22 protein-coding genes and 1 riboswitch are annotated in these 21,136 nt (G+C 70.3%); of the genes, 8 read left to right on the forward strand and 14 right to left on the reverse strand.

Annotated features, from left to right (window positions below; translation table 11 throughout):
- From AB0C62_RS11390 to AB0C62_RS11420, 7 genes are all read right to left on the reverse strand, one after another.
- Positions 1-299: ATP-binding cassette domain-containing protein (locus AB0C62_RS11390; RefSeq protein WP_362971885.1), on the reverse strand; the 299-nt coding region annotated here is incomplete at its 3' end.
- A gap of 32 nt (positions 300-331) precedes the next feature.
- Positions 332-1,003 carry a DUF4097 family beta strand repeat-containing protein gene (locus AB0C62_RS11395; protein ID WP_362972175.1) on the reverse strand — a complete coding sequence of 224 codons (672 nt, stop codon included), beginning with the start codon at positions 1,001-1,003 and terminating at the stop codon, positions 332-334.
- Between the two features lie 273 nt (positions 1,004-1,276).
- Complete coding sequence (locus tag AB0C62_RS11400; protein ID WP_362971887.1) at positions 1,277-1,708, reverse strand: hypothetical protein; 432 nt, start codon at positions 1,706-1,708, stop codon at positions 1,277-1,279.
- A gap of 21 nt (positions 1,709-1,729) precedes the next feature.
- Positions 1,730-1,990, reverse strand: a complete 261-nt coding sequence (locus AB0C62_RS11405; RefSeq protein WP_362971889.1) for a hypothetical protein — start codon at positions 1,988-1,990, stop codon at positions 1,730-1,732.
- Positions 1,990-2,352, reverse strand: a complete 363-nt coding sequence (locus AB0C62_RS11410; RefSeq protein WP_362971891.1) for a DUF2089 domain-containing protein — start codon at positions 2,350-2,352, stop codon at positions 1,990-1,992. Before AB0C62_RS11410 ends, AB0C62_RS11405 begins: the two co-directional genes overlap by 1 nt.
- A 221-nt stretch (positions 2,353-2,573) precedes the next feature.
- On the reverse strand, positions 2,574-3,764 hold the full coding sequence (locus AB0C62_RS11415; RefSeq protein ID WP_362971893.1) for a spermidine/putrescine ABC transporter substrate-binding protein: 1,191 nt from the start codon (positions 3,762-3,764) through the stop codon (positions 2,574-2,576).
- 191 nt (positions 3,765-3,955) lie between these two features.
- Entirely contained in the window at positions 3,956-5,395 is a 1,440-nt protein-coding gene (locus AB0C62_RS11420) for a gamma-aminobutyraldehyde dehydrogenase (protein ID WP_362971895.1), read from the reverse strand.
- A gap of 188 nt (positions 5,396-5,583) precedes the next feature.
- On the opposite strand from AB0C62_RS11420, the gene AB0C62_RS11425 reads away from it, so the two are divergent.
- The 7 genes from AB0C62_RS11425 to AB0C62_RS11455 all read left to right on the forward strand — a co-directional run bounded on the left by AB0C62_RS11425 (position 5,584) and on the right by AB0C62_RS11455 (position 12,573).
- The gene (locus AB0C62_RS11425; RefSeq protein ID WP_081219687.1) at positions 5,584-6,099 is read left to right on the forward strand and encodes an Lrp/AsnC family transcriptional regulator; all 516 of its coding nucleotides are present in this window, start codon (positions 5,584-5,586) and stop codon (positions 6,097-6,099) included.
- Entirely contained in the window at positions 6,084-7,466 is a 1,383-nt protein-coding gene (locus AB0C62_RS11430; protein ID WP_355867976.1) for an aspartate aminotransferase family protein, read from the forward strand. The genes AB0C62_RS11425 and AB0C62_RS11430 overlap by 16 nt, the downstream gene beginning before the upstream one ends.
- Before the next feature lie 270 nt (positions 7,467-7,736).
- Complete coding sequence (locus AB0C62_RS11435) at positions 7,737-8,474, forward strand: ATP-binding cassette domain-containing protein (RefSeq protein WP_358816285.1); 738 nt, start codon at positions 7,737-7,739, stop codon at positions 8,472-8,474.
- Positions 8,456-9,940 carry a hypothetical protein gene (locus AB0C62_RS11440; protein ID WP_362971897.1) on the forward strand — a complete coding sequence of 495 codons (1,485 nt, stop codon included), beginning with the start codon at positions 8,456-8,458 and terminating at the stop codon, positions 9,938-9,940. The genes AB0C62_RS11435 and AB0C62_RS11440 overlap by 19 nt, the downstream gene beginning before the upstream one ends.
- Before the next feature lie 132 nt (positions 9,941-10,072).
- Complete coding sequence (locus AB0C62_RS11445; RefSeq protein WP_362971899.1) at positions 10,073-10,480, forward strand: VOC family protein; 408 nt, start codon at positions 10,073-10,075, stop codon at positions 10,478-10,480.
- A gap of 134 nt (positions 10,481-10,614) precedes the next feature.
- A complete protein-coding gene (locus AB0C62_RS11450) occupies positions 10,615-11,730 on the forward strand; it encodes a Rossmann fold nucleotide-binding protein (protein ID WP_362971901.1) in 1,116 nt (371 codons plus the stop codon).
- A 159-nt stretch (positions 11,731-11,889) separates the two neighbouring features.
- Positions 11,890-12,573, forward strand: a complete 684-nt coding sequence (locus AB0C62_RS11455) for an LAETG motif-containing sortase-dependent surface protein (RefSeq protein WP_362971903.1) — start codon at positions 11,890-11,892, stop codon at positions 12,571-12,573.
- Between the two features lie 79 nt (positions 12,574-12,652).
- Here AB0C62_RS11455 and AB0C62_RS11460 read toward each other — a convergent pair whose 3' ends face one another.
- The 4 genes from AB0C62_RS11460 to rlmN all read right to left on the reverse strand — a co-directional run bounded on the left by AB0C62_RS11460 (position 12,653) and on the right by rlmN (position 17,746).
- Complete coding sequence (locus AB0C62_RS11460; RefSeq protein WP_362971905.1) at positions 12,653-13,675, reverse strand: ABC transporter ATP-binding protein; 1,023 nt, start codon at positions 13,673-13,675, stop codon at positions 12,653-12,655.
- Positions 13,676-15,352: an iron ABC transporter permease gene (locus AB0C62_RS11465; RefSeq protein ID WP_362971907.1), complete on the reverse strand. Its 1,677-nt coding sequence runs from the start codon at positions 15,350-15,352 to the stop codon at positions 13,676-13,678.
- On the reverse strand, positions 15,328-16,410 hold the full coding sequence (locus AB0C62_RS11470) for a thiamine ABC transporter substrate-binding protein (protein WP_362972177.1): 1,083 nt from the start codon (positions 16,408-16,410) through the stop codon (positions 15,328-15,330). The genes AB0C62_RS11465 and AB0C62_RS11470 overlap by 25 nt, the downstream gene beginning before the upstream one ends.
- An 82-nt stretch (positions 16,411-16,492) precedes the next feature.
- Positions 16,493-16,598: riboswitch (TPP riboswitch) on the reverse strand.
- Positions 16,599-16,639: 41 nt separating this feature from the next.
- Positions 16,640-17,746, reverse strand: a complete 1,107-nt coding sequence (rlmN, locus tag AB0C62_RS11475) for a 23S rRNA (adenine(2503)-C(2))-methyltransferase RlmN (RefSeq protein ID WP_355867956.1) — start codon at positions 17,744-17,746, stop codon at positions 16,640-16,642.
- Positions 17,747-18,134: 388 nt separating this feature from the next.
- Here rlmN and AB0C62_RS11480 point away from each other — a divergent pair, with 388 nt between their 5' ends.
- The gene (locus tag AB0C62_RS11480; RefSeq protein ID WP_362972179.1) at positions 18,135-18,332 is read left to right on the forward strand and encodes a hypothetical protein; all 198 of its coding nucleotides are present in this window, start codon (positions 18,135-18,137) and stop codon (positions 18,330-18,332) included.
- Between the two features lie 106 nt (positions 18,333-18,438).
- Here AB0C62_RS11480 and AB0C62_RS11485 read toward each other — a convergent pair whose 3' ends face one another.
- From AB0C62_RS11485 to pyrH, 3 genes are all read right to left on the reverse strand, one after another.
- The gene (locus AB0C62_RS11485; RefSeq protein WP_362971909.1) at positions 18,439-19,578 is read right to left on the reverse strand and encodes a phosphatidate cytidylyltransferase; all 1,140 of its coding nucleotides are present in this window, start codon (positions 19,576-19,578) and stop codon (positions 18,439-18,441) included.
- On the reverse strand, positions 19,578-20,135 hold the full coding sequence (gene frr, locus AB0C62_RS11490; protein WP_362971910.1) for a ribosome recycling factor: 558 nt from the start codon (positions 20,133-20,135) through the stop codon (positions 19,578-19,580). The genes AB0C62_RS11485 and frr overlap by 1 nt, the downstream gene beginning before the upstream one ends.
- A gap of 170 nt (positions 20,136-20,305) precedes the next feature.
- On the reverse strand, positions 20,306-21,076 hold the full coding sequence (gene pyrH, locus AB0C62_RS11495) for a UMP kinase (RefSeq protein ID WP_362971911.1): 771 nt from the start codon (positions 21,074-21,076) through the stop codon (positions 20,306-20,308).
- Between the last annotated feature and the right edge of the window lie 60 nt (positions 21,077-21,136).

Below are 21,136 nucleotides of genomic sequence, written 5' to 3' on the forward strand. Positions count from 1 at the left end.
TTCTCCTCGCCCGTGATCAGCCCGTCGACGGCGGAGAACTGTCCGGTGACACCGATGACTGCGCGGGCGGCCTGGGCGTGGGTGGCGAGGTCGTGGCCGCCCACCTGGATCTGGCCCGACCCCGTGTCCGGGGTGATAAGGGTCGAGAGGATCTTCACCGCCGTCGTCTTGCCGGCACCGTTCGGGCCGAGCAGGGAGAAGACAGTGCCTTCGGGGACCGTCAGGTCGACGCCGTCGAGCACGACCTTGTCACCGTAGGACTTGCGCAACCCGTGCGCCGCGATGGCCAGGTTGGTCATGGAGCTGCTCCTTCGGCAGTGCTGTCGCGAGGTCAGATGCTGCGGGCGGTGATGTCGCCCTGGGCGGTGGTCGCCCGGATGGTCAGGCCAGGGGTGCCGTCGGTGTTCTTCAGCGCGTTGCTGATCCGGCCGTGGCTGGTGCCGGCGTCCAGGGAGGCGGAGACGCCGCGGGAGGCGCCGACGGTGATGTCGCCCTGCTGCGTGCTGAGCGTGACGGCACCGCGGACGGCCTCGGTGATGTTCAGGTCGCCCCGCTGGGTGCTGATCTCCGCGGGGCCGTTCAGGCGGCCGACCGTGATGTTCGCGTCGTGGCCGGCGAGGTTGGCGCTCGCGGCCTCGTCGATCTTGACCGAGCGGTAGCCGCCCTCGAAGGTGACGTCACCGAGGCGTCCCACTCCCCGGAACTCCGCCGCGGCGGCCTTGGCCTCGACGCGGGAGTCGACGGGGAGCTGGATCGTGATCTCGACGGACCCCGAACCGGTGCCGAGGATGCGGTTCTTGGCCGGTGCGGCCTCGATGCGCAGGACGCCGTCGGCGTAGACGACGGTGACCTGCTCCGCCGCCTTCACATCCCGGCTCTTGGAGGCGTTCGCCGGCAGGACCTCCACCGTGGCGTCCGCGCGGTCGGCGGCGATGACCTGGATCCGGCCCGCGGGAATGTCGATGACAGCCGAGACGGGGGCGGGCGAGTCGAACTTCTGCATCATGCTCTCCTTCACCTGCACCGTGCGCCCCTACGGCGCCCGCGCTTTCCGATGACAGAAACGCTACGTTGCTTTCACGCATTCGACAACGCATTCATTGCACGCCAATGACATAGGTGCAGGTAGAAGGCGAGAAGTTGTTGCAATGGATTCGGAGATAACGCAACAGCCGCCACGAAATGTGTTGCAATGATTGACAGTGAACGCTATGCGAGCCGGCCAACCGACCTGATGCCGCACCCGGGAACCCCAGCGGCTCGACGGCGGGCGGCGCTACTCGCAGAACACCCGCACGGTGGAGTCGGGATCCTCGACGTCGACGACGACGTCGTCCAGCTGGTCGATGAACTCCTCGACGTACTGGGGCTTGAGCTCGGCCAGGTCGATCGGCACCCCCGCCTTGTCCAGCTCCACGTTGATCCTGGCGAGCGCCTGCGGAGGGACGAGGCTCGCGAGCCGGACCCCGGCGCGCAGCAGTTGCAGGGGGACGCGGATATTGACCCGGCTGGGACCCTCCCCTTCAGGAGTCTCGGCCGAATTCACCACCACACGGAGGTACTTGGGCCGCCCTTTCGGTCGAGACCCACCTCCCGGCGGGGCCGCGGGCAGCTCTCGGTCCAGGGCCGCGATCAGCCGCTCGGCCTCGTCCGCGGTGACCTTCCCCTCAGCCAGCATCTGCAGGACCTGACGGCGCTGCTCATTCACGGGTACTCCCTCTCCTCTGACTCATCTGACGCTGACCAGGAAGGCCGTCCGGCCCTCCTGGATCTCGAACCGGGTGCCGGGCAGCGCCCACAGCAGCTGCCCCACTCCTCGCAGGGCCCCGCCCGGACTCACCCGCGTGGCGCGGCACGCGACCAGGCCGGCCAGGAGCCCGAGGAGCAGCAACGGTGAGAGCACCAGCAGGACCGGCACCACCGGTACGTACAGCCGCAGTCGGCGGCCGCCCGAGCGCCGGTAGCCGACCGTCACCAACTGCGGGAGCATCAGGCCCCCTCCAGTTCGGACAGCGCCTCCTGGGCCGTGATCTCGCCCCGCCGCAGACGGTCGACGACATCGGCGGCGCCGGTGGGGGCCGGGTCGGTGTCGACGAAGTCGAGCTGCTCGGAGATGCGCTTCAGCCGGGACTTGACGGTCGGGTAGCTCACTCCGAAGATCCGCTCCATCTCCTTGATCGAGCCGTGCGCCCGCACGAAGGCGGCAACGAACACCTGGTCCTCGATGCCGAGTTGAGCCAGCTGCGGCGGCTCGAACTCGCCCTCGACCGCGATGCCGCTGTCGGCGAGACGGACCCGCTCGACCACGAACGACCGCCCGCGCGTCAGGTCCGTCAGCTCCTGCCAGTCCACACTCGACCCCTCACTCTCGATCGCGCCGTACTCGTTCTTTGTACCTTGAGATTTTTGAGATCACAACGAGCAGAACTTAATTTCTCTGACCTTTCCTTCAATGAATGTGACAACTACCCGTCCGAGCCGAGCCGACCAGGGGCATGAAAGAAGGGCGCCGGACCTGAGTCCCGGCGCCCTTCGGGGCCACGCATGTCGGCCGACATCCGGTCGGCCCCGGTTCACAGCCCCGCGATCGCGTTCCAGCGCTTGGCGAACTCCGTGCGTTCCGTGGAGGTGATGTCGCGGGCGATGGCGAGGCGCTTGCGCATGGTGGCGTCGGGGAAGATCAGCGGGTCCTCGGCGAGGGCGGCGGTGTCCTTGTCCCTGGAGGAGGCGAGGACGTCCTGGGCGGCCGGGACGGGACAGACGTAGTTGACCCACGCGGCCAGCTCGGCGGCGACCTCCGGCTCGTAGTAGAAGTCGATGAGCTTCTCCGCGTTGGCCTTGTGGCTGGCCAGGTTGGGGATCATCAGCGACTCGGCCCACAGCTCGGCACCCTCCTCGGGGACGACGAACCGGATGTCGGGGTCGTCGGCCTGGAGCTGGATCACGTCGCCCGAGTAGGCCTGGCAGGCCAGGACGTCACCGCTGGAGAGGTCCTTGATGTAGTCGTTGCCGGTGAAGCGGCGGATCTGACCGCTGCGCACGTGCTTCTCGACCTGGTCGCAGATCCGGTGGAAGTCGTCCGCCTTCCACTTCGTGATGTCGACGCCGTTGCCCTGCATGAGCAGCGCGAACGCCTCGTCCAGACCGGAGAGGAGGGTGACCCGGCCCTTCAGGTCCGGGGCCCACAGGTCGGAGAGGTGCTTGATCTCGCGGCCGACCCTGCGGCGGTTGTACGCGATGCCGGTGATGCCCGACTGCCACGGCACGGAGGACTTGCGGCCGGGGTCGAAGGCGGGCGAACGGAGCAGCGGGTCGAGGTACTTGGCGACGTTGGGCTGCTTGGCCCGGTCCATCTCCTGCACCCAGCCGAGCCGGACGAAGCGCGCGCACATCCAGTCACTGATGACGATGAGGTCGCGGCCGGTCCGCTGGTGGTTCATCAGCGAGGGGCTGATCTTGCCGAAGAACTCGTCGTTGTCGTTGATCTCCTCGATGTAGTCGACGGAGATCCCGGTGCGCTTCTCGAACGCCTCCAGTGTGGGGCGCTTCGTGGGGTTCTTGTCATCGGTGTCGATGTACAGCGGCCAGTTCGCCCAGGTCAGTCGCTTGACCGCGGTGGACGTGTCGGTCCCGGCCCGCTCCCCGGGGCTCACGTACGCGGCGGGCACCCCGCAGCCGGCCAGGGCGCCGAGTGCGGCGCCTCCGCCCAGGGCGCGCAGCAGGGACCGGCGGGACGGGCGCGAGGTGTTCCGAATCACTGGCACGCCCGCAGCATGCCGCCCGCGTCCGGCGCGAACAATGGACGCTGCGTCAGCGCGGTGGTCCCACGACCCGACACCCTGTCGATCACTTTCGCCCGAGGGCCGGACGGCCTGCCCGGCGGGCGCCCGCACCGACGACTCGGCGCGGCCCCGGAGGGATCGCTCCCTCCGGGGCCGCGTGACTGCCGAAGCGCTTACGCGTCCAGCGACGTCATGACGTGCTTGATGCGCGTGTAGTCCTCGAAGCCGTACCCGGAGAGGTCCTTGCCGTAGCCCGACTTCTTGAAGCCGCCGTGCGGCATCTCGGCGACCAACGGGATGTGCGTGTTGATCCACACACAGCCGAAGTCGAGCACCTTGGACATGCGCATCGCCCGGCCGTGGTCCTTGGTCCACACCGAGGAGGCGAGGGCGTAGTCGACGCCGTTCGCCCACTCGACGGCCTGGGCCTCGTCCGTGAAGGACTGGACGGTGATGACCGGACCGAAGACCTCGTTCTGGATGATCTCGTCGTCCTGCTTGAGTCCGGAGACGACGGTCGGGGCGTAGAAGTAGCCCTTGTCGCCGACCTGCTTGCCGCCGGCCTCGACCTTGGCGTGCGCGGGCAGGCGCTCGATGAACCCGGAGACCTGCTTGAGCTGGTTCGGGTTGTTCAGCGGGCCGTAGAGCACGTCCTCGTCGTCCGGCTGGCCCGTCTTGGTCTCGGACGCGGCCTTGGCGAGCGCGGTCACGAACTCGTCGTGGATGGACTCCTGGACGAGCACGCGGGTGGCGGCCGTGCAGTCCTGGCCGGCGTTGAAGAAGCCGGCCACGGAGATGTCCTCGACGGCCTTGGCGATGTCGGTGTCCTCGAAGACGACGACCGGGGCCTTGCCCCCCAGCTCCAGGTGGACGCGCTTGAGGTCCTTGGACGCCGACTCGGCGACCGACATGCCCGCGCGGACGGAGCCGGTGATGGACGCCATCGCCGGGGTGGGGTGCTCGACCATCGCGCGGCCGGTGTCGCGGTCGCCGCAGACGACGTTGAAGACGCCCTTGGGGACGATGCCGCCGATGATGTCGGCGATCAGCACGGTGGAGGCGGGGGTGGTGTCCGAGGGCTTCAGGACGACCGTGTTGCCCGCGGCGAGGGCCGGGGCGAACTTCCACACGGCCATCATCATCGGGTAGTTCCACGGCGCGACCTGGGCGCAGACGCCGATCGGCTCGCGGCGCACGATCGAGGTCAGACCCTCCATGTACTCGCCGGCCGAGCGGCCCTCGAGCATGCGGGCGGCACCCGCGAAGAAGCGGATCTGGTCCACCATCGGGGGGATTTCCTCGGACCGGGTCAGACCGATCGGCTTGCCGGTGTTCTCCACCTCGGCGGCGATGAGTTCCTCGGCCCGCTCCTCGAACGCGTCCGCGATCTTCAGGAGGGCCTTCTGGCGCTCGGCGGGGGTCTGGTCGCGCCAGGCCGGGAAGGCCGCGGCGGCGGCGGCCATCGCGGCGTCGACGTCCGCCTCGCGGGAGAGCGGCGCGGTCGCGTACGCCTCGCCGGTCGCGGGGTTGACCACCTCCGTGGTCCCTCCATCGGCGGCATCGCGGAACTCTCCGTCGATGTAATTGCGCAGACGACGCAGCTCGGTGCTCACTGCCCGGCCCTCCTGTCGGATGTCCAACGACCCAGGTGTCCAGTACCTGAGATACCTGAGTCCCCACCCTAATCCGTGGCTCGACGTTTTCAACACCCCCGATCGGTCCAGAACTGCGAAATCCGCAAGTCACGTCCCCGTAAACAACGAATTTCATCGCCCGAACCTTGCGCAACTATCGAGACGTCGTGCACAGTGAGGTCGTGGTCAGTCGAAGTGCGGAACCCAGGGACTCCCGCGAGTCCAGGAACGGCAGCCCTCAGCTGGATGCCGTCTCCCTCGCCATCATCGAGCAGTTGCAGCAGGACGGGCGACGCCCGTACGCCGCGATCGGCAAGGCCGTCGGCCTGTCCGAGGCGGCCGTGCGCCAGCGCGTCCAGAAGCTGCTCGACCAGGGCGTGATGCAGATCGTCGCCGTCACGGACCCGCTCACCGTGGGCTTCCGTCGGCAGGCGATGGTGGGCGTCAACGTGGAGGGCGACCTCGATCCGGTGGCCGAAGCACTGACTGCCATGTCGGAAGTCGAGTACGTGGTGATGACCGCGGGCTCGTTCGACATCCTCGCCGAGATCGTGTGCGAGGACGACGACCACCTGCTGGACGTCATCAACAAACGCATCCGGGCGTTGCCCGGCGTGCGCTCCACCGAGAGCTTCGTCTACCTGAAGCTCAAGAAGCAGACCTACATGTGGGGAACCCGATAACCGTGAGCACCAAGGACCTCAGCAAGACCGCGTACGACCACCTGTGGATGCACTTCACCCGCATGTCCTCGTACGAGAACGCGCCCGTTCCCACCATCGTCAAGGGTGAGGGCACCTACATCTACGACGACAAGGGCAAGCGCTACCTCGACGGTCTCGCGGGCCTGTTCGTGGTCCAGGCGGGCCACGGCCGCGTCGAACTCGCGGAGACGGCGTTCAAGCAGGCGCAGGAACTGGCCTTCTTCCCGATCTGGTCCTACGCCCACCCGAAGGCCGTCGAGCTGGCCGAGCGCCTCGCGCACTACGCGCCGGGCGACCTGAACAAGGTGTTCTTCTCCACGGGTGGCGGCGAGGCCGTCGAGACCGCGTGGAAGCTGGCGAAGCAGTACCACAAGCTCACCGGCAACCACACGAAGTACAAGGTCATCTCGCGTGCGGTCGCCTACCACGGCACCCCGCAGGGCGCCCTGTCCATCACCGGCCTGCCGGCCCTGAAGGCCCCCTTCGAGCCGCTCGTCCCGGGCGCGCACAAGGTGCCGAACACCAACATCTACCGTGCCCCGATCCACGGCGACGACCCCGAGGCCTTCGGCCGCTGGGCCGCCGACCAGATCGAGCAGGAGATCCTCTTCGAGGGCCCCGAGACCGTCGCCGCGGTCTTCCTGGAGCCGGTGCAGAACGCCGGCGGCTGTTTCCCGCCGCCCCCCGGCTACTTCCAGCGCGTGCGCGAGATCTGCGACCAGTACGGCGTCCTGCTCGTCTCGGACGAGGTCATCTGCGCCTTCGGCCGCCTCGGCACGATGTTCGCCTGTGACAAGTTCGGCTACATCCCGGACATCATCACCTGCGCCAAGGGCATGACCTCGGGCTACTCCCCGATCGGTGCCACCATCGTCTCGGACCGCATCGCCGAGCCGTTCTACAAGGGCGACAACACCTTCCTGCACGGCTACACCTTCGGCGGTCACCCGGTCTCCGCGGCCGTGGCGCTGACCAACCTCGACATCTTCGAGCGCGAGAACCTCAACCAGCACGTCCTGGACAACGAGGCGAACTTCCTGCAGACCCTGCAGAAGCTGCACGACCTGCCGATCGTCGGCGACGTCCGCGGCAACGGCTTCTTCTACGGCATCGAGCTCGTGAAGGACAAGGCCACCAAGGAGACCTTCACGGACGAGGAGTCGGAGCGCGTGCTCTACGGCTTCGTCTCCAAGAAGCTCTTCGAGTACGGCCTCTACTGCCGCGCCGACGACCGCGGTGACCCGGTCATCCAGCTGTCGCCGCCGCTGATCTCCGACCAGTCGACCTTCGACGAGATCGAGGGGATCATCCGTCAGGTGCTGACGGAGGCGTGGACCAAGCTCTGATCCACCCCCCGACGGCCCCGCTCCCCCGGCCCCGCGCCGAGGGGGCGGGGCCGTCGGCGCTTCCGTACGGCTGATCAACACCGGCCCCGGTGCCGCCCGTTCGAGTGAGAATGGGCGGCCCGGGGCCGCGTGCTGTCCGGCCTCCCGACCGCGACTCCCTAGCGTGCGCAGTGACCGATCGGCCCTGCCTTCGTTCCCCCGTCCGGGGGACCGAGCGACCTCGATGAGGCCGCCGGGCAAGGCACATCAGATCTGAACGAGGTGTACGCGATGGTGGCCCCGCCTGACAACGACGTGCTCTGGGCACGCGCCCTGCACGTCAAGCACAACGGATCCCCCGCGCTCAGCGGTGTCTCGCTCGGCGTGCGTGAGGGCGAGATCCTCGCCGTCGGCGGCCCGCGCGGCAGCGGCAAGACGACCCTCCTGCAGTGCCTGTCCGGCCAGCTGCTGCCCCAGCAGGGCGAGGTCTGGTTCAACAGCTCGCCCGTGCACACCATGGGCCCGGTCGCCCGCGAACGGTTGCGCCGCGACCGGTTCGGCTGGATCGACCCGGCGCCGGTCCTGGTCCCCGAGCTGAACGCCTGGGAGAACGCCGCCCTCCCGCTGATGCTGCGCGGCTGTGCCCGCCGGGCCGCCAAGACCGCCGCCCTGGAGTGGCTGGAGCGCCTCGACATCGGCGGCTGCGCCCGCAAGCGCCCGCACGCCCTGCTCCAGGCGGAGCGGCAGCGCGTCGCCATCGCCCGTGCCCTGGCCCCCGCCCCCACGATCCTGTTCGCCGACGAGCCGACCGCGCCGCTGCACCGCGCCGACCGCGCCCATGTGCTGCGCACGCTCACCACGGCCGCCCGCTCGCACGGCATCACGGTCGTCCTCGCCACGCACGACGCCGACACCGCGGCCCTCGCCGACCGCACGGTGTCGCTGCTCGACGGACGGCGCGTGAACACCGTGCACCTCCCGCCGGTCGCCGAGACGGAAGGCCGGGCCGCGTGCTCGCTCTCCGTCTAGCCCGCGCGGGCCGCCCCCTCGTCCAGCTCCGCCGGCTCCTGGTCGCCGCCGCCTCCGCGGGCACCGGGTTCCTGCTGCTGTGCACGCTGGGCTACGCGATGAGCCACCCGGACGCCTCGGCCGCCGGCGCGCTGCGCCTGGCCTGGTGCGTCGTCCCCCTCGCCGCCACCGTCTACTTCGCCATGGCGGTCGCCCGAACCGACCCCGGAACCCGCCCCCGGCCCGGTCTGTCCGCCGTCGGTCTCGGCCCGGTCCGGCTGATGGCGGTCTCCGCCCTCACCACGGCCCTGTCGACGCTGCTCGGCTCGGCGCTCGCGCTCCTCCTGTTCCTCCAGCTGCGCGGTGACCTGACGGGCATCCCGTTCGACGGGGCGGCGGCCGAGTTCCTCGCCGTCGACCAGGAGCTGCCCCTGCCGGCCGCCCTGACCCTGCTCGCCCTGGTGCCCCTCGCGGCCTCCGGCGCGGCCGCGCTGGCCCTGCGCCCGCGGGAGGGCCGTGCGAAGGGCGCCGCACGGACGTACGGCCTGACATGGCTGTCGGCACGGCAGAGCGCGGTCGCGACCGCTCCCCCGCGCGCGGTCCTGCCCGGCGCACAGCCGGACGGCCGCGGCACACCCACCACCACGCCGACCGAGACCCCCGAGGCGTCCGAGCAGTCGCCGACGGACTCCGACGGCAGCGGCATCCACTGGACCAACGCGGCGCCCGCCGCCGACGAGACGCCGGTACGGGTCGGCGCACAGGACCGCTCCGGCGCCGGCGCTCACGGCAGGACCGGCACATCGGGCGCGGGTGAGGGCGCGGACGCCGCCGCCCGCCCGGTCGTGGAGACGGGTTCCCGGGGCCTGCCCGCCGCGGAGACCGCGCCGAACGGCCTCTCCTGGGGCGCGGCCGCCGTCGCGGCCGGGCTGGCCGTGGAGACGTACGCGAGCCGTTCGGGACCGGCGCCATCGCTGGCGCTGCCCGGTGGTTTCGTCAGCGGTCCGGCCGGGGTGCTGGCCGGCTGGGTGCTGACGGCGGTCGGACTCGCCCTCGCGGGGCCCGCGATCACGTATCTGTGCGGGCGGCTGCTCCAGGCGGTACGGCCGGGCGCGCTGCGGCTGCTGGCCGGCCGGGTGCTCCAGGCGGAGGCGCGGCGCATCGGGCAGCCGCTCGGTGTGGTGTGCGCGGTGGCGTCGGGCGCGTTCGCCGCGACGGTGCTGTACACCGGCTCCCGGCCGGCGTTCGGCCCGCTGACCACCCTCGGCGCCCTGCTCGTCGCCGGGTGCACGCTGCTGACGCTGGCCACGGCGGCCGTCGAGGCGAAGCAGGCGCGCGCCGACACCACGGCGGCCCTACTGCGGCTGGGGGCGCCCGCCGCGACGCTGCGAGCGGCGGCGGCCCTGCGGGTCGGCGCACTGTTCGCCGCGTTCGCCCCGCTGACCTGGGCCGTCGCCGAACTGGCCGCGCTTCCGCTGATCAACTGACCGGCCCGCGCGGGCCGGCGCGCGAGTCTCCGGACACATGTTCCGCGCGGTGCGATGAGTTCCGCGCGGACCGCCGGTCTAACCCTGCGAACGACACGACGCCAGCGGCACACCGCGAACGGGAGACCTCAGATGTACCAGCAGATGATCTTCGTGAACCTGCCCGTGTCCGACGTGGACGTCTCGAAGAAGTTCTTCACGGAGCTCGGCTACACGATCAACCCGCAGTTCTCCACGGACGACAACGCCTGCGTGGTCATCAGCGACACGATCGTCGCGATGATGCTCAGCAAGCAGCGCTACGCGGACTTCACGAAGAAGGAGATCGTGGACGCGACCAGGTCCAGCGAGGTGCTGCTGTGTCTGAGCGCCGAGAGCCGCGAGAAGGTCGACGAGCTGGTCGACGCCGCGATCGACGCCGGCGGCTCGGCCTCCGGCGAGACCCAGGACCAGGGCTTCATGTACGGCCGGGCCTTCGACGACCCGGACGGCCACACCTGGGAGGTCGTGTGGATGGACCCGGCGGCGGTCCAGGGCTGAGCAGCCTCTCACTCCCGGTTCGAGTCCCGGGGCCGGAGCGCGGTACAGGGGTTCGCGCACCGGCCCCGCCGCCGTTCCCGGAGGCCTTTCCGGTACCCGCCCGGGACGCGGACCGCGGCCCCTAACATGGCCCGGTGCAGCCGACACCTCTTCACGCAGCCCATGACCGTGAGATCGAGTCCCTCGCCGAGTTCGACGCGGTCGTCTCGTCGGGCGGCTCGCTCGCCCGTCTCCGCATCCAGGCCATCGATCTGACGGACCGTACGCGCGCCCTGCTGGCCGTGGACACCACGGACACCGTCTTCCTCGGCTGCTCGATGGGCCCCGAGGCGGCGGCCAAGGTCCGCGCGTCGGGCGCGCTCGTCTTCCCGCCCGTCCCGGGCCTCCCCCTCGACCCGTACCGCGGCCGCCTCTACTCACCCACCGAGCTCTTCGACGGGCTCGACGCGGGCTACGAGGCGACGCCGGACGCCCGCGCGTACGCCTGGTTCCAGCAGACCAGGGCGGACGGCGACATCTTCGCGTCGACGGTGCGCGCCATCCACGACGACTCGGTCTCGGACGCGCTCGACGAACTCCTCGCGGGAGCGCGGGTGGTCGGCGTGATGGGCGGCCACGCGATGGCGCGCGGCACGGAGGCGTACGCGGGCGCCGCACGGCTCGGCCGCGACCTGGCCCGCTCCGGTCTCATGGTCGCGACCGGCGGAGGCCCGGGCGCCATGGAGGCCGCCAACCTCGGCGCGTACGCGGCCCCCTTCGAGGACGGCATGCTCGGCGAGGCGCTCGGCATCCTGGCCGGTACACCGTCGTTCACCCCATCGGTCACCGAGTGGGCGCGCGCCGCCTTCGCGGTGCGCGAGCGCTGGCCGTCCGGCGAACCCTCGGTGGGCATCCCCACCTGGTTCTACGGCCACGAGCCGCCGAACGCGTTCGCCGCGCACATAGCCAAGTACTTCGCCAACGCAACGCGTGAGGACGGCCTGTTGGCCCGCTCGAACGCCGGAGTCGTGTTCCTGCCGGGGGCCGCCGGGACCGTCCAGGAGATCTTCGACAACGCGACGCCGAACTACTACGAGTCACGGGGCGAGCCCACTCCCATGGTCCTCGTGGACCGCGTCCACTGGACCGAACGGCACCCCGCCTGGCCCTTGCTCCAATCCCTGGCGCGGGAACGGGCGATGGAGTCGCGGATCGCTCTCGTCGACCGGATCGATGACGCTCCGGAGGCACTCAAACACCTTGCCGGTTAATGTCTCGGCAAAGCCAACAGCCGTCTGGCGTCTACGCATTGACAGCCCTTAGGCAACGCTTATAAACCTGTGAAACTCGTGGGGGTGCTGTTGCCAGTGAACGAAGCGCAGCAAATCCCCCGACACCCCCCGCAGTTGCGCAACCTGTGAAGGGCAATCGTGTCCATATCTCGACGCACCGCACGTACCGTGCGAATCCTCGGCGTTGCCTCCGCCTCTGCCGCGCTCGCGCTCGGCGTGGCGGGCAACGCACTCGCCTGCAACATCCGTGACTTCTCGGCCGTCGCCTCCTGCGACAACGGGAAGGGCAGCATCACCGTGACCGACACGGACGCCTCCGGCAAGGAAGCGACCGTCACGGTCTTCCTGGAGTCGAACGGCGCCGACGCCAAGCAGATCGGCAGCGAGAAGGTCAAGGGCACCCGTGACGGTGCCACCGTGACGTTCTCGGAGAACTGGGGCCCCAAGGCCCAGTACCGGATCCACGTCGACGTCCCGGGCCTCGTCAACGAGGACGTCTCGCCGACCCTCACCACGTCGGCCGAGGGCTGTGCCTCGGAGTCCCCGTCGCCTTCCGGGACCCCGTCGCCCTCGGACACCCCGAAGCCGTCCGAGAAGCCTTCGGACTCGGCGACCCCCTCGGCCGAGGAGAGCAGCAGCACCGCTCCGGCGGCCGCGGGCGACAACTCGCCGTCGGCTGCGGCCGGTGAGTCCAACCTCGCCGAGACCGGCGCCAGCTCCAACACCCCGATGATCGCCGGTATCGCCGGCGCGCTCGTCGTCGTCGGTGGCGGAGCGGTCTTCTTCGGCATGCGTCGCCGCGGCGCCTCGAAGGCCAACTGACCCACCCCGCACGACCGTGTGGCCCGCCTCCTCCCCGGAGGCGGGCCACACGCCTGTTCCGCTCCCGACCCCGGGGCTGCTATCCGCCGAGCAGCACGATCTCCGCGGGGTCGAACTGCACCCCGACCGCCTCGCCGGGCTCCGGCGCCTCCCGCAGCGCGCACGCCGCCTCCAGTTCCGGCGCGTCCCGCGGCCGGAGCCGTACGGCGACGTGGGTGCCCCGGAAGGTGCGTGCGGTGACCGTGCAGCGCAGCCCGTCGGCCGGGGCCACCAGCCGGACGCCCGCGGGCCGTACGAGGAGCGTGCCGGGCCCCTGCGCGGCTCCCTCGGGCGCCGGGACCTTCCCCCAGGGGGTGTCGGCGGCCTCGCCGCTCACGGTCGCGTCCACGACGTTGTCGAAGCCGAGGAACCGGGCCACGAACGCGTCCGCCGGCTGCTGCCAGACCTCAAGAGGCGTGCCGGACTGGGCGATCCGTCCGTCGCGCATCACCACGACCCGGTCGGCGAGCGCGAACGCCTCCCCCTGGTCGTGCGTGACGGCGAGCACCGTCGTGCCCAACTCTGCGAAAAGTCCGCGCAGTTCCACGACGAGCCGTTCGCGCAGTGAGCGGTCCAGCTGGCCGAGCGGTTCGTCGAGCATCAGCAGGCGGGGGCGGGGGGCGAGCGCGCGGGCCAGCGCGACGCGCTGCTGCTCGCCGCCGGAGAGGGAGGCGACGGCCCGGTTCCGCGCGCCGGGCAGGCCGACGAGTTCGAGCAACTCCGCGACCCGCTCGACCTGTTCGGCCTTCGGCGCGCCGTGCATGCGCAGCCCGAAGCCGACGTTGCCGCCCACGTCCCGCTGCGGGAAGAGCTGGTGGTCCTGGAACATCAGGCCGACGCCCCGCCGGTGCGCGGGCACCGCCGCCTGGTCCCGCCCGTCCAGCGCCACGCCGCCCGCGTCCAGCGGCTGGAGACCGGCGACCGCCCGCAGCAGGGTGGACTTGCCGCTGCCGCTCGGCCCGAGCACACAGACGATCTCGTGCTCGGCGACGTCGAGGTCGACCGCGTCGAGCACGGCCCGCCCGCCGAATCGTACGGTCGCGCCCCTGAGGCTCAGCAGCATCTAGAACTCCCCGGTCCGGTCGGTGCGTACCCGCTCCAGCAGCAGCAGCGCGGCCGCGCACACCGCCATCAGGATCGTCGAAAGGGCCATCGCCTGGCCGTAGTTGAGATCGCCGGCGCGCCCGAGCAGCCGGGCCACGGCGACCGGCAGCGTCGGGTTGTCGGGCCGCGCGATGAAGACCGTCGCGCCGAACTCCCCGAGGGAGACGGCGAACGCGAACCCCGCTGCGATCAGGAGGGCGCGCCGCACCATCGGCAGATCGACCTCGCGCCACACCCGCCACGGTGACGCCCCGAGCACGGCCGCGGCTTCCCGCAGCCGCCCGTCCACCGCCCGCAACACGGGCAGCATCGTCCGGACGACGAAGGGGACACCGACGAGCGCCTGCGCCAGCGGCACGAGGATCCAGCTGCTCCGCAGGTCCAGGGGCGGCTCGTCCAGGGCGATCAGGAACCCGAAGCCCACGGTCACCGCGGAGACGCCGAGGGGCAGCATCAGCAGCGCGTCGAAGCCCCGTACGAGACGGCCCGCGCGGCGGGTCAGGGCCGCGGCCGCCAGACCACCGATCAGCAGCGCGATCGCGGTGGCGGCGAGCGCGTACTCCAGCGAGTTGCCGATCGCGGCGATCGGGGCGACGAGGAAGGTGCCCCCGTCGTCGTCGGCCAGCGACCGGTAGTAGCGGAACCCCGGGGCGTCGAGGGAGCGCTGGACGAGGACGGCGAGAGGCAGCACGAGCAGGACGGCGATGCTCGCCAGTACCCCGGCGAGGAGCGCCCACTGCCCGACGCCGCGCGGCCTGCGCGCGGTCGTGTCCGCGGACACCAGCCGCAGCGCGGTCTCGCGGCGGCGGACGGTCGCGGCGTGCACGGCGAGGATCGCACCGACCGCCACGAACTGGATGATCGTCAGCACCGCCGCCGTCCCGAGGTCGAAGATCTCGGACGTCTGCCGGTAGATCTCGACCTCCAGGGTCGAGAAGGTGGGCCCTCCGAGGATCTGCACCACACCGAACGAGGTGAAGGTGAAGAGGAAGACCATGAGGGCTGCGGCGGCCACGGCGGGGGCGAGCGCCGGAAGGGTCACCCTGCGCCAGGCCGCGAGGCGCGAGGCGCCCAGCATCCGCGCGGCCTCCTCCTGCCGCGGGTCGAGCTGCGACCAGAGCCCGCCGACGGTCCGTACGACGACCGCGTAGTTGAAGAAGACGTGGGCGAGCAGGATCGCCCACACCGTGGTGTCCAGCCGCACACCCCACAGCTCGTCGAGCAGCCCGCCCCGGCCGACGAGCGCGAGGAACGCGGTGCCGACGACGACGGTGGGCAGCACGAACGGCACGGTCACCACGGCCCGCAGGATCTGCTTTCCCCGGAACTCCAAGCGCGCGAAGACGTACGCGCCGGGGAGCGCGATCAGCAGCGTGAGCGCCGTGGAGGCGAGTGCCTGCCAGGTGGTGAACCACAGCACGTGCCGGATGTCGGGCTGGGCCAGGACGTCCCAGAGCCGGCCGAACCGCCAGCCGCCGTCGACGTGGAGCCCGCGCGCGACGATCGCGACCACGGGGTACGCGAAGAACACCGCGAAGAACGCGACGGGCAGGGCCATGAGGCCGAGCCGCGTCGCGCCCTGCCGACGGGCCGCGCGCGGGTTCCGCCCGGCTACTTCAGTACGAGCGAGGTCCACGACTTGACCCACTGGTCGCGATCGGCGGCGATCTTCGCGGGGGCCAGGGTCTCCGGGTCCTTGGCCTGCGGACCGAACTTCGTGAACTCCTCGGGCACCCGAGCGGTGTCGGTGACGGGGTACACGAACATGTTCAGCGGCATGTCCTCCTGGAACTGCTTGGTGAGCAGGAAGTCGAGGAGCGCCTTGCCGCCCTTGGTGTTCGAGGCGTTGTCGAGCAGACCCGCGTACTCGACCTGGCGGAAGCAGGTGCCCTCCACGACCCCGGTGGGAGCGGTGCTGGGCTTCGGGTCGGCGTAGACGACCTCGGCGGGCGGCGAGGAGGCGTACGAGACGACGAGGGGCCGGTCGCCCTTGGCCTTCTTGCCGCCGGCGGATCCGGAGAACTCGTCGTTGTAGGCCTGCTCCCAGCCGTCGACGACCTTCACGCCGTTGGCCTTGAGCTTCTTCCAGTAGCCCTGCCACCGGTCGTCGCCGTACTTCGCGGCGGTCCCGAGCAGGAAGCCGAGACCGGGCGAGGAGGTCGACGCGTTCTCGGTGACGAGGAGGTCCTTGTACGCGGGCTCGACCAGGTCGTCGAACGACGTCGGCGGCGCCAGCTTGTGCTTGCTGAAGTACGCCTTGTCGTAGTTGACGCAGATGTCGCCCGAGTCGATGGGCGTGACCCGGTGCTTGTCCTGGTCGACCCGGTACTGACCGGCGATCGCGTCGGAGCCCTTGGCCTCGTAGGACTGGAAGAGCCCGTTGTCGAGGGCCCGGCTCAGCAGGGTGTTGTCGACACCGAAGAAGACGTCGCCCTGCGGGTTGTCCTTGGTCAGGATCGCCTTGTTGACGGCCTGCCCGGCGTCGCCGTCCTTCAGGACGCGGACCGTGTACCCGGACCGCTTCTCGAAGTCCTTGAGCACGCTCTTGGACACGACCCACGAGTCGTGGGTGACGAGCGTGACGGTCTTCGAGTCGCCCGAGGCGCCGGCGTCGGACGAGCCGCACGCCGACAGGACGGGCAGCGCGACGAGGCTCAGCCCGACGGCCGTGGCCGCGAACCGCTTGCTGGTGATGCTCACTGATTCCTCCTGGCTGACCAGGAAGAGACGCGGCCCTGCCCGGGACCTCTGACAGATCCCGGGCAGGGCGCAACAGCTTGAGTGATGACCGAACTTCCTACCCAGAATGACCTGGGCAAGGTTCAGAGGGTCTGCGGTCTGTCCCGCACTCTCAGCGCTGTGGCGCTCCCCTGTCGGAATATGAAGATGTTAGGGATATGAAGTTGTACGGACGCGCCTCAGACTACCGCTCGGTCGCGGCGAGCTGACCGCACGCTCCGTCGATCTCCTGGCCGCGGGTGTCCCGGACGGTCACCGGCACGCCGTGGGCGGCGATCGCCTCGACGAACGCCTTCTCGTCCTCGGGCCGCGAGGCGGTCCACTTCGAACCCGGGGTCGGGTTCAGCGGGATGAGGTTGACGTGCACCGGCTTGCCCTTGAGCATCCGGCCCAGCCGGTCGCCCCGCCACGCCTGGTCGTTGATGTCCCGGATGAGGGCGTACTCGATGGACAGGCGCCGCCCGGACTTCGCCGCGTACTCCCATCCGGCGTCCAGCACCTCGCGCACCTTCCACCGCGTGTTCACGGGGACGAGGGTGTCGCGCAGCTCGTCGTCCGGAGCGTGCAGGGAGATCGCGAGACGGCACTTGAAGCCCTCGTCGGAGAACCGGTTGATGGCGGGCACGAGGCCGACCGTCGACACGGTGATGCCGCGCTGCGAGAGGCCGAGGCCGTCCGGCTCGGGGTCGGTGAGGGCTCGGATCGCCCCGACGACGCGCTTGTAGTTGGCGAGCGGCTCGCCCATCCCCATGAAGACGATGTTGCTGAGCCGCGCCGGGCCACCGGGGATCTCGCCGTCGCGCAGCGCCCGCATCCCGTCGACGATCTGGTGCACGATCTCGCCCGTCGACAGGTTCCGGTCGAGGCCGGCCTGTCCGGTGGCGCAGAACGGGCAGTTCATCCCGCAGCCGGCCTGCGAGCTGATGCACATCGTCACCCGGTCCGGGTAGCGCATCAGCACGGACTCGACGAGCGTGCCGTCGAAGAGCCGCCACAGGGTCTTGCGGGTGGTCTCCTGGTCCGTCGACAGGTGCCGGACGACCGTCATCAGCTCGGGAAGCAGTGCTTCCTGGAGCTTGCCGCGCGAGGCGGCCGGGATGTCCGTCCACTGCTCGGGGTCGTGCGCGTACCGCGCGAAGTAGTGCTGCGAGAGCTGCTTGGCACGAAACGGCTTCTCGCCGATCGCGGCAACCGCCTCTTTGCGCTCGGCAGGCGTGAGATCGGCAAGGTGCCGCGGCGGCTTCTTGGCTCCGCGCGGCGCTACAAAGGTGAGTTCTCCGGGCTTAGGCATGGCTGTACCAGTGTCGCAGATCGGATCGCATGACCCGGGCCCCGCGTGTCCCGGTGCGGACGGACCGGGGCGTGCCCGCTCGGATTCGGGCCTCCCCGCCCCTTGCGCCTCCCGGGACGCCCTGCGCACAGTGCCCGCCGGGACCACTCGCGACCGGCCTGTTCCGGCAGAGTGCTCTCACCACATGCCGCTTGGACCTAGAATCGAACTCGTGTCCGATAACGTGTCCCGTCCGGAGCGCCCGCGCGCAGTCCGCGCCTGGCCGGCCTGGCAGCCGTCCCGCACCGGCGACACGATCGCCGAACCGGAATCTCGGTGTCCTGTGAACAACGACCACGCATCATCCGACCCCACCGGCCCCGACGACGCGGAAGCCCCCACCGCGCCCATCGTCGTGGGCCGCCCCTCCGGAACCGGCGGCCGCCGCGTCACCATCCGTGCGCGGAGCGCCGGCCTCGCCCACAGCGACGCCGACCTCGTCGAGTTCCTGCGCCGCGCGGGCCTCCCGGACGCCGAGGACCTCCTCGACGACCCGGCCTGGGTCCACTGGCAGGAGGGCCCACCCCACACCTACGGCCCGAACTGACGACACCGCCCCTCCCGGTCACATGACTCACCGTGTGGTGATCATCCGACCGGGAGGGGCGGTGTCGTAGGTACGCGCAAACGGACGCGTGGGTGCGGAAGGGCGGTCAGCCCGAGCCGACGAAGAGGACGAGCAGGAGCCAGACCACCGGAGCCGTCGGCAGGAGCGAGTCGAGCCGGTCCATGATGCCGCCGTGGCCCGGCAGCAGCGTGCCCATGTCCTTGATGCCGAGGTCCCGCTTGATCATCGACTCGCCGAGGTCGCCGAGCGTGGCGCTGGCCGCGACCGCTAGGCCGATGACCAGACCCTGCCACCAGGTGCCGTCGTCGATCAGGAACTGCATGCACAGCGCACCCGCGACCATCGCGAAGCCGACCGCTCCGAACAGACCCTCGCGGGTCTTGCCGGGGCTGATGCGCGGCGCCAGCTTGTGCTTGCCGAAGCGCCAGCCGACCGCGTAGGCGCCGGTGTCGCTGACGACCGTCAGGAGCAGGAAGGTCAGGACGCGGCGCGGACCGTCGTCGGCCGTGAGCATCATGGCAACGAAGGTCGCCAGGAACGGCACGTAGAAGGCCGCGAAGACCCCCGCCGTGACGTCCTTGAGGTAGCCCTCGGGCGGTTCGGTCATGCGCCAGACCAGGACGGCCAGTGCCGTCAGGGCCATGGCGACCCAGGCGCCCTCGGCGCCCCGCACGTATCCGGCGACGACCATGGCCGCCCCGCCGACCGCGAGGGGTACGAGGGGCGCCTTGATGCCCTTGCGTTCCTCCAGCCGTGAGGTGAGCTCCCAGAGCCCCACCACCACGGCGACCGCTATCACTCCGACGAAGACGGCCTTGACGACGAACAACGACGCGACGATCACCGCGCCGAGCCCGACGCCCACTCCTATGGCCGCGCCCAGGTCGCGTCCCGCACTCTTCTTCGGAGGTGCGGGGGCGGGCTGGGGGGCGGCGCTGGGCATGGGCTCCTGCGGGCTCTGCGGGTTGTGCGACGGATCCCCGTAGGGCGCCGTCGACGGTGCGTCGTCGTGGAACAAGGGGCCGCTCGGCCGAGCGGCCCCCGGGTCGTCATCCTGGTCTCCGCCATGTGCGGGTACGTCGGGCACGATGGGCATGGGCCGAGTGTGCTGCGCGTCATGCGCATCGTACGTGGGACCCGCCGGGGCTGCCCCCTGGACAGGCCCCTGCTCGGACGGCCCCCAGTACCCGGCTTGTGGCGGCGCCCCCCAGGAAGAGTCGTTCATCAGACCTCGAGCAGCTCCGCTTCCTTGTGCTTCAGGAGCTCGTCCACCTGGGCGACGTACTTCGCCGTGGTGTCGTCGAGTTCCTTCTCCGCACGACGGACCTCGTCCTCGCCGGACTCCTTGTCCTTGACGAGCTTGTCGAGGGCGTCCTTCGCCTTGCGGCGCACGGAACGGATCGAGACCTTGGCGTCCTCGCCCTTGGTCCGCGCGACCTTGATGTACTCCTTGCGACGCTCTTCCGTCAGCTCGGGGAAGGTCACACGGATGATGTTGCCGTCGTTGCTGGGGTTGACGCCCAGGTCGGAGTCGCGGATCGCCTGCTCGATGTTGCGCAGCGCGCTCTTGTCGAACGGGGTCACGATGGCCATGCGCGGCTCCGGCACGGAGAACGAGGCCAGCTGGTTGATCGGCGTCAGCGCGCCGTAGTAGTCGGCCACGATCTTGTTGAACATCGCCGGGTGCGCACGGCCGGTGCGGATCGCGGCGAAGTCCTCCTTGGCGACCACGACGGCCTTCTCCATCTTCTCCTCGGCCTCGAGGAGGGTCTCTTCGATCACCACTTGCTCCTGCGTGTCTTGAGTAGGCCCGGCAGCTGTTCCTCGTCGGGGTCGCGGCCGGCTGCGTCGCGTCTTGTTCCTGCACGGTTCCGGACCGGCAGGACATTGTCCATCCCCCGGTCAGGGTCCGTCCGCGTCCGGGGCTCGTACCCGGACGGGAGCGTTCCCCGTCAGGCCCGGCCGTTCTGGTCGCCGACGAGTGTGCCGATCTTCTCACCCTTGACGGCCCGCGCGATATTGCCCTCCGCCAGGAGCTCGAAGACCAGGATCGGCAGCTTGTTGTCCCGGCACAGCGTGATGGCCGTCATGTCGGCGACCTTGAGGTCCCGCGTGATGACCTCGCTGTAGCTGAGGGAGTCGAACTTGACCGCCCCGGGGTTGGTCTTCGGGTCGGAGTCGTAGACGCCGTCCACGCCGTTCTTGCCCATGAGGAGCGCCTCGGCGTCGATCTCCAGGGCGCGCTGGGCGGCGGTGGTGTCGGTGGAGAAGTAGGGCATGCCCATGCCGGCGCCGAAGATGACCACGCGCCCCTTCTCCAGGTGCCGCACGCCGCGCAGCGGGATGTACGGCTCCGCGACCTGGCCCATGGTGATGGCGGTCTGGACGCGGCTGTCGATGCCCTCCTTCTCCAGGAAGTCCTGGAGGGCGAGGCAGTTCATGACGGTGCCGAGCATGCCCATGTAGTCGGAACGGGCCCGGTCCATGCCGCGCTGCTGAAGTTCGGCGCCGCGGAAGAAGTTGCCGCCGCCGATGACGACGGCGATCTGGGCACCGCCGCGCACGACGGCCGCGATCTCGCGGGCGATCTTGTGCACCACGTCGGGGTCGACGCCCAGTCCGCCGCCGCCGGCGAACGCCTCGCCGGAAAGCTTCAGCAGAAAGCGTCCCGCGCCTTTGCCGTCGTCGGTCTTGTCGCCCTTGTCGGCCGGGGTGGTGGTCATGGAGATCTCCTCATGGTGCACATACGAAGAAGGCCATTGCCGGTGGGGTGTGTTCGCATC

This window comes from Streptomyces sp. NPDC048643, from assembly GCF_040650615.1.
In the GTDB taxonomy this organism is placed as follows: Bacteria; Actinomycetota; Actinomycetes; order Streptomycetales; family Streptomycetaceae; genus Streptomyces.

Excerpts from the sequence above, each read along its gene's own strand:
- AB0C62_RS11485 (WP_362971909.1), bottom strand. The coding sequence starts at position 19,578 with ATGAACGACTCTTCCTGGGGGGCGCCGCCACAAGCCGGGTACTGGGGG.
- AB0C62_RS11435 (WP_358816285.1), top strand. The coding sequence starts at position 7,737 with ATGGTGGCCCCGCCTGACAACGACGTGCTCTGGGCACGCGCCCTGCAC.
- AB0C62_RS11405 (WP_362971889.1), bottom strand. The coding sequence starts at position 1,990 with ATGCTCCCGCAGTTGGTGACGGTCGGCTACCGGCGCTCGGGCGGCCGC.
- AB0C62_RS11460 (WP_362971905.1), bottom strand. The coding sequence starts at position 13,675 with ATGCTGCTGAGCCTCAGGGGCGCGACCGTACGATTCGGCGGGCGGGCC.
- AB0C62_RS11395 (WP_362972175.1), bottom strand. The coding sequence starts at position 1,003 with ATGCAGAAGTTCGACTCGCCCGCCCCCGTCTCGGCTGTCATCGACATT.
- AB0C62_RS11445 (WP_362971899.1), top strand. The coding sequence starts at position 10,073 with ATGTACCAGCAGATGATCTTCGTGAACCTGCCCGTGTCCGACGTGGAC.
- pyrH (WP_362971911.1), bottom strand. The coding sequence starts at position 21,076 with ATGACCACCACCCCGGCCGACAAGGGCGACAAGACCGACGACGGCAAA.
- rlmN (WP_355867956.1), bottom strand. The coding sequence starts at position 17,746 with ATGCCTAAGCCCGGAGAACTCACCTTTGTAGCGCCGCGCGGAGCCAAG.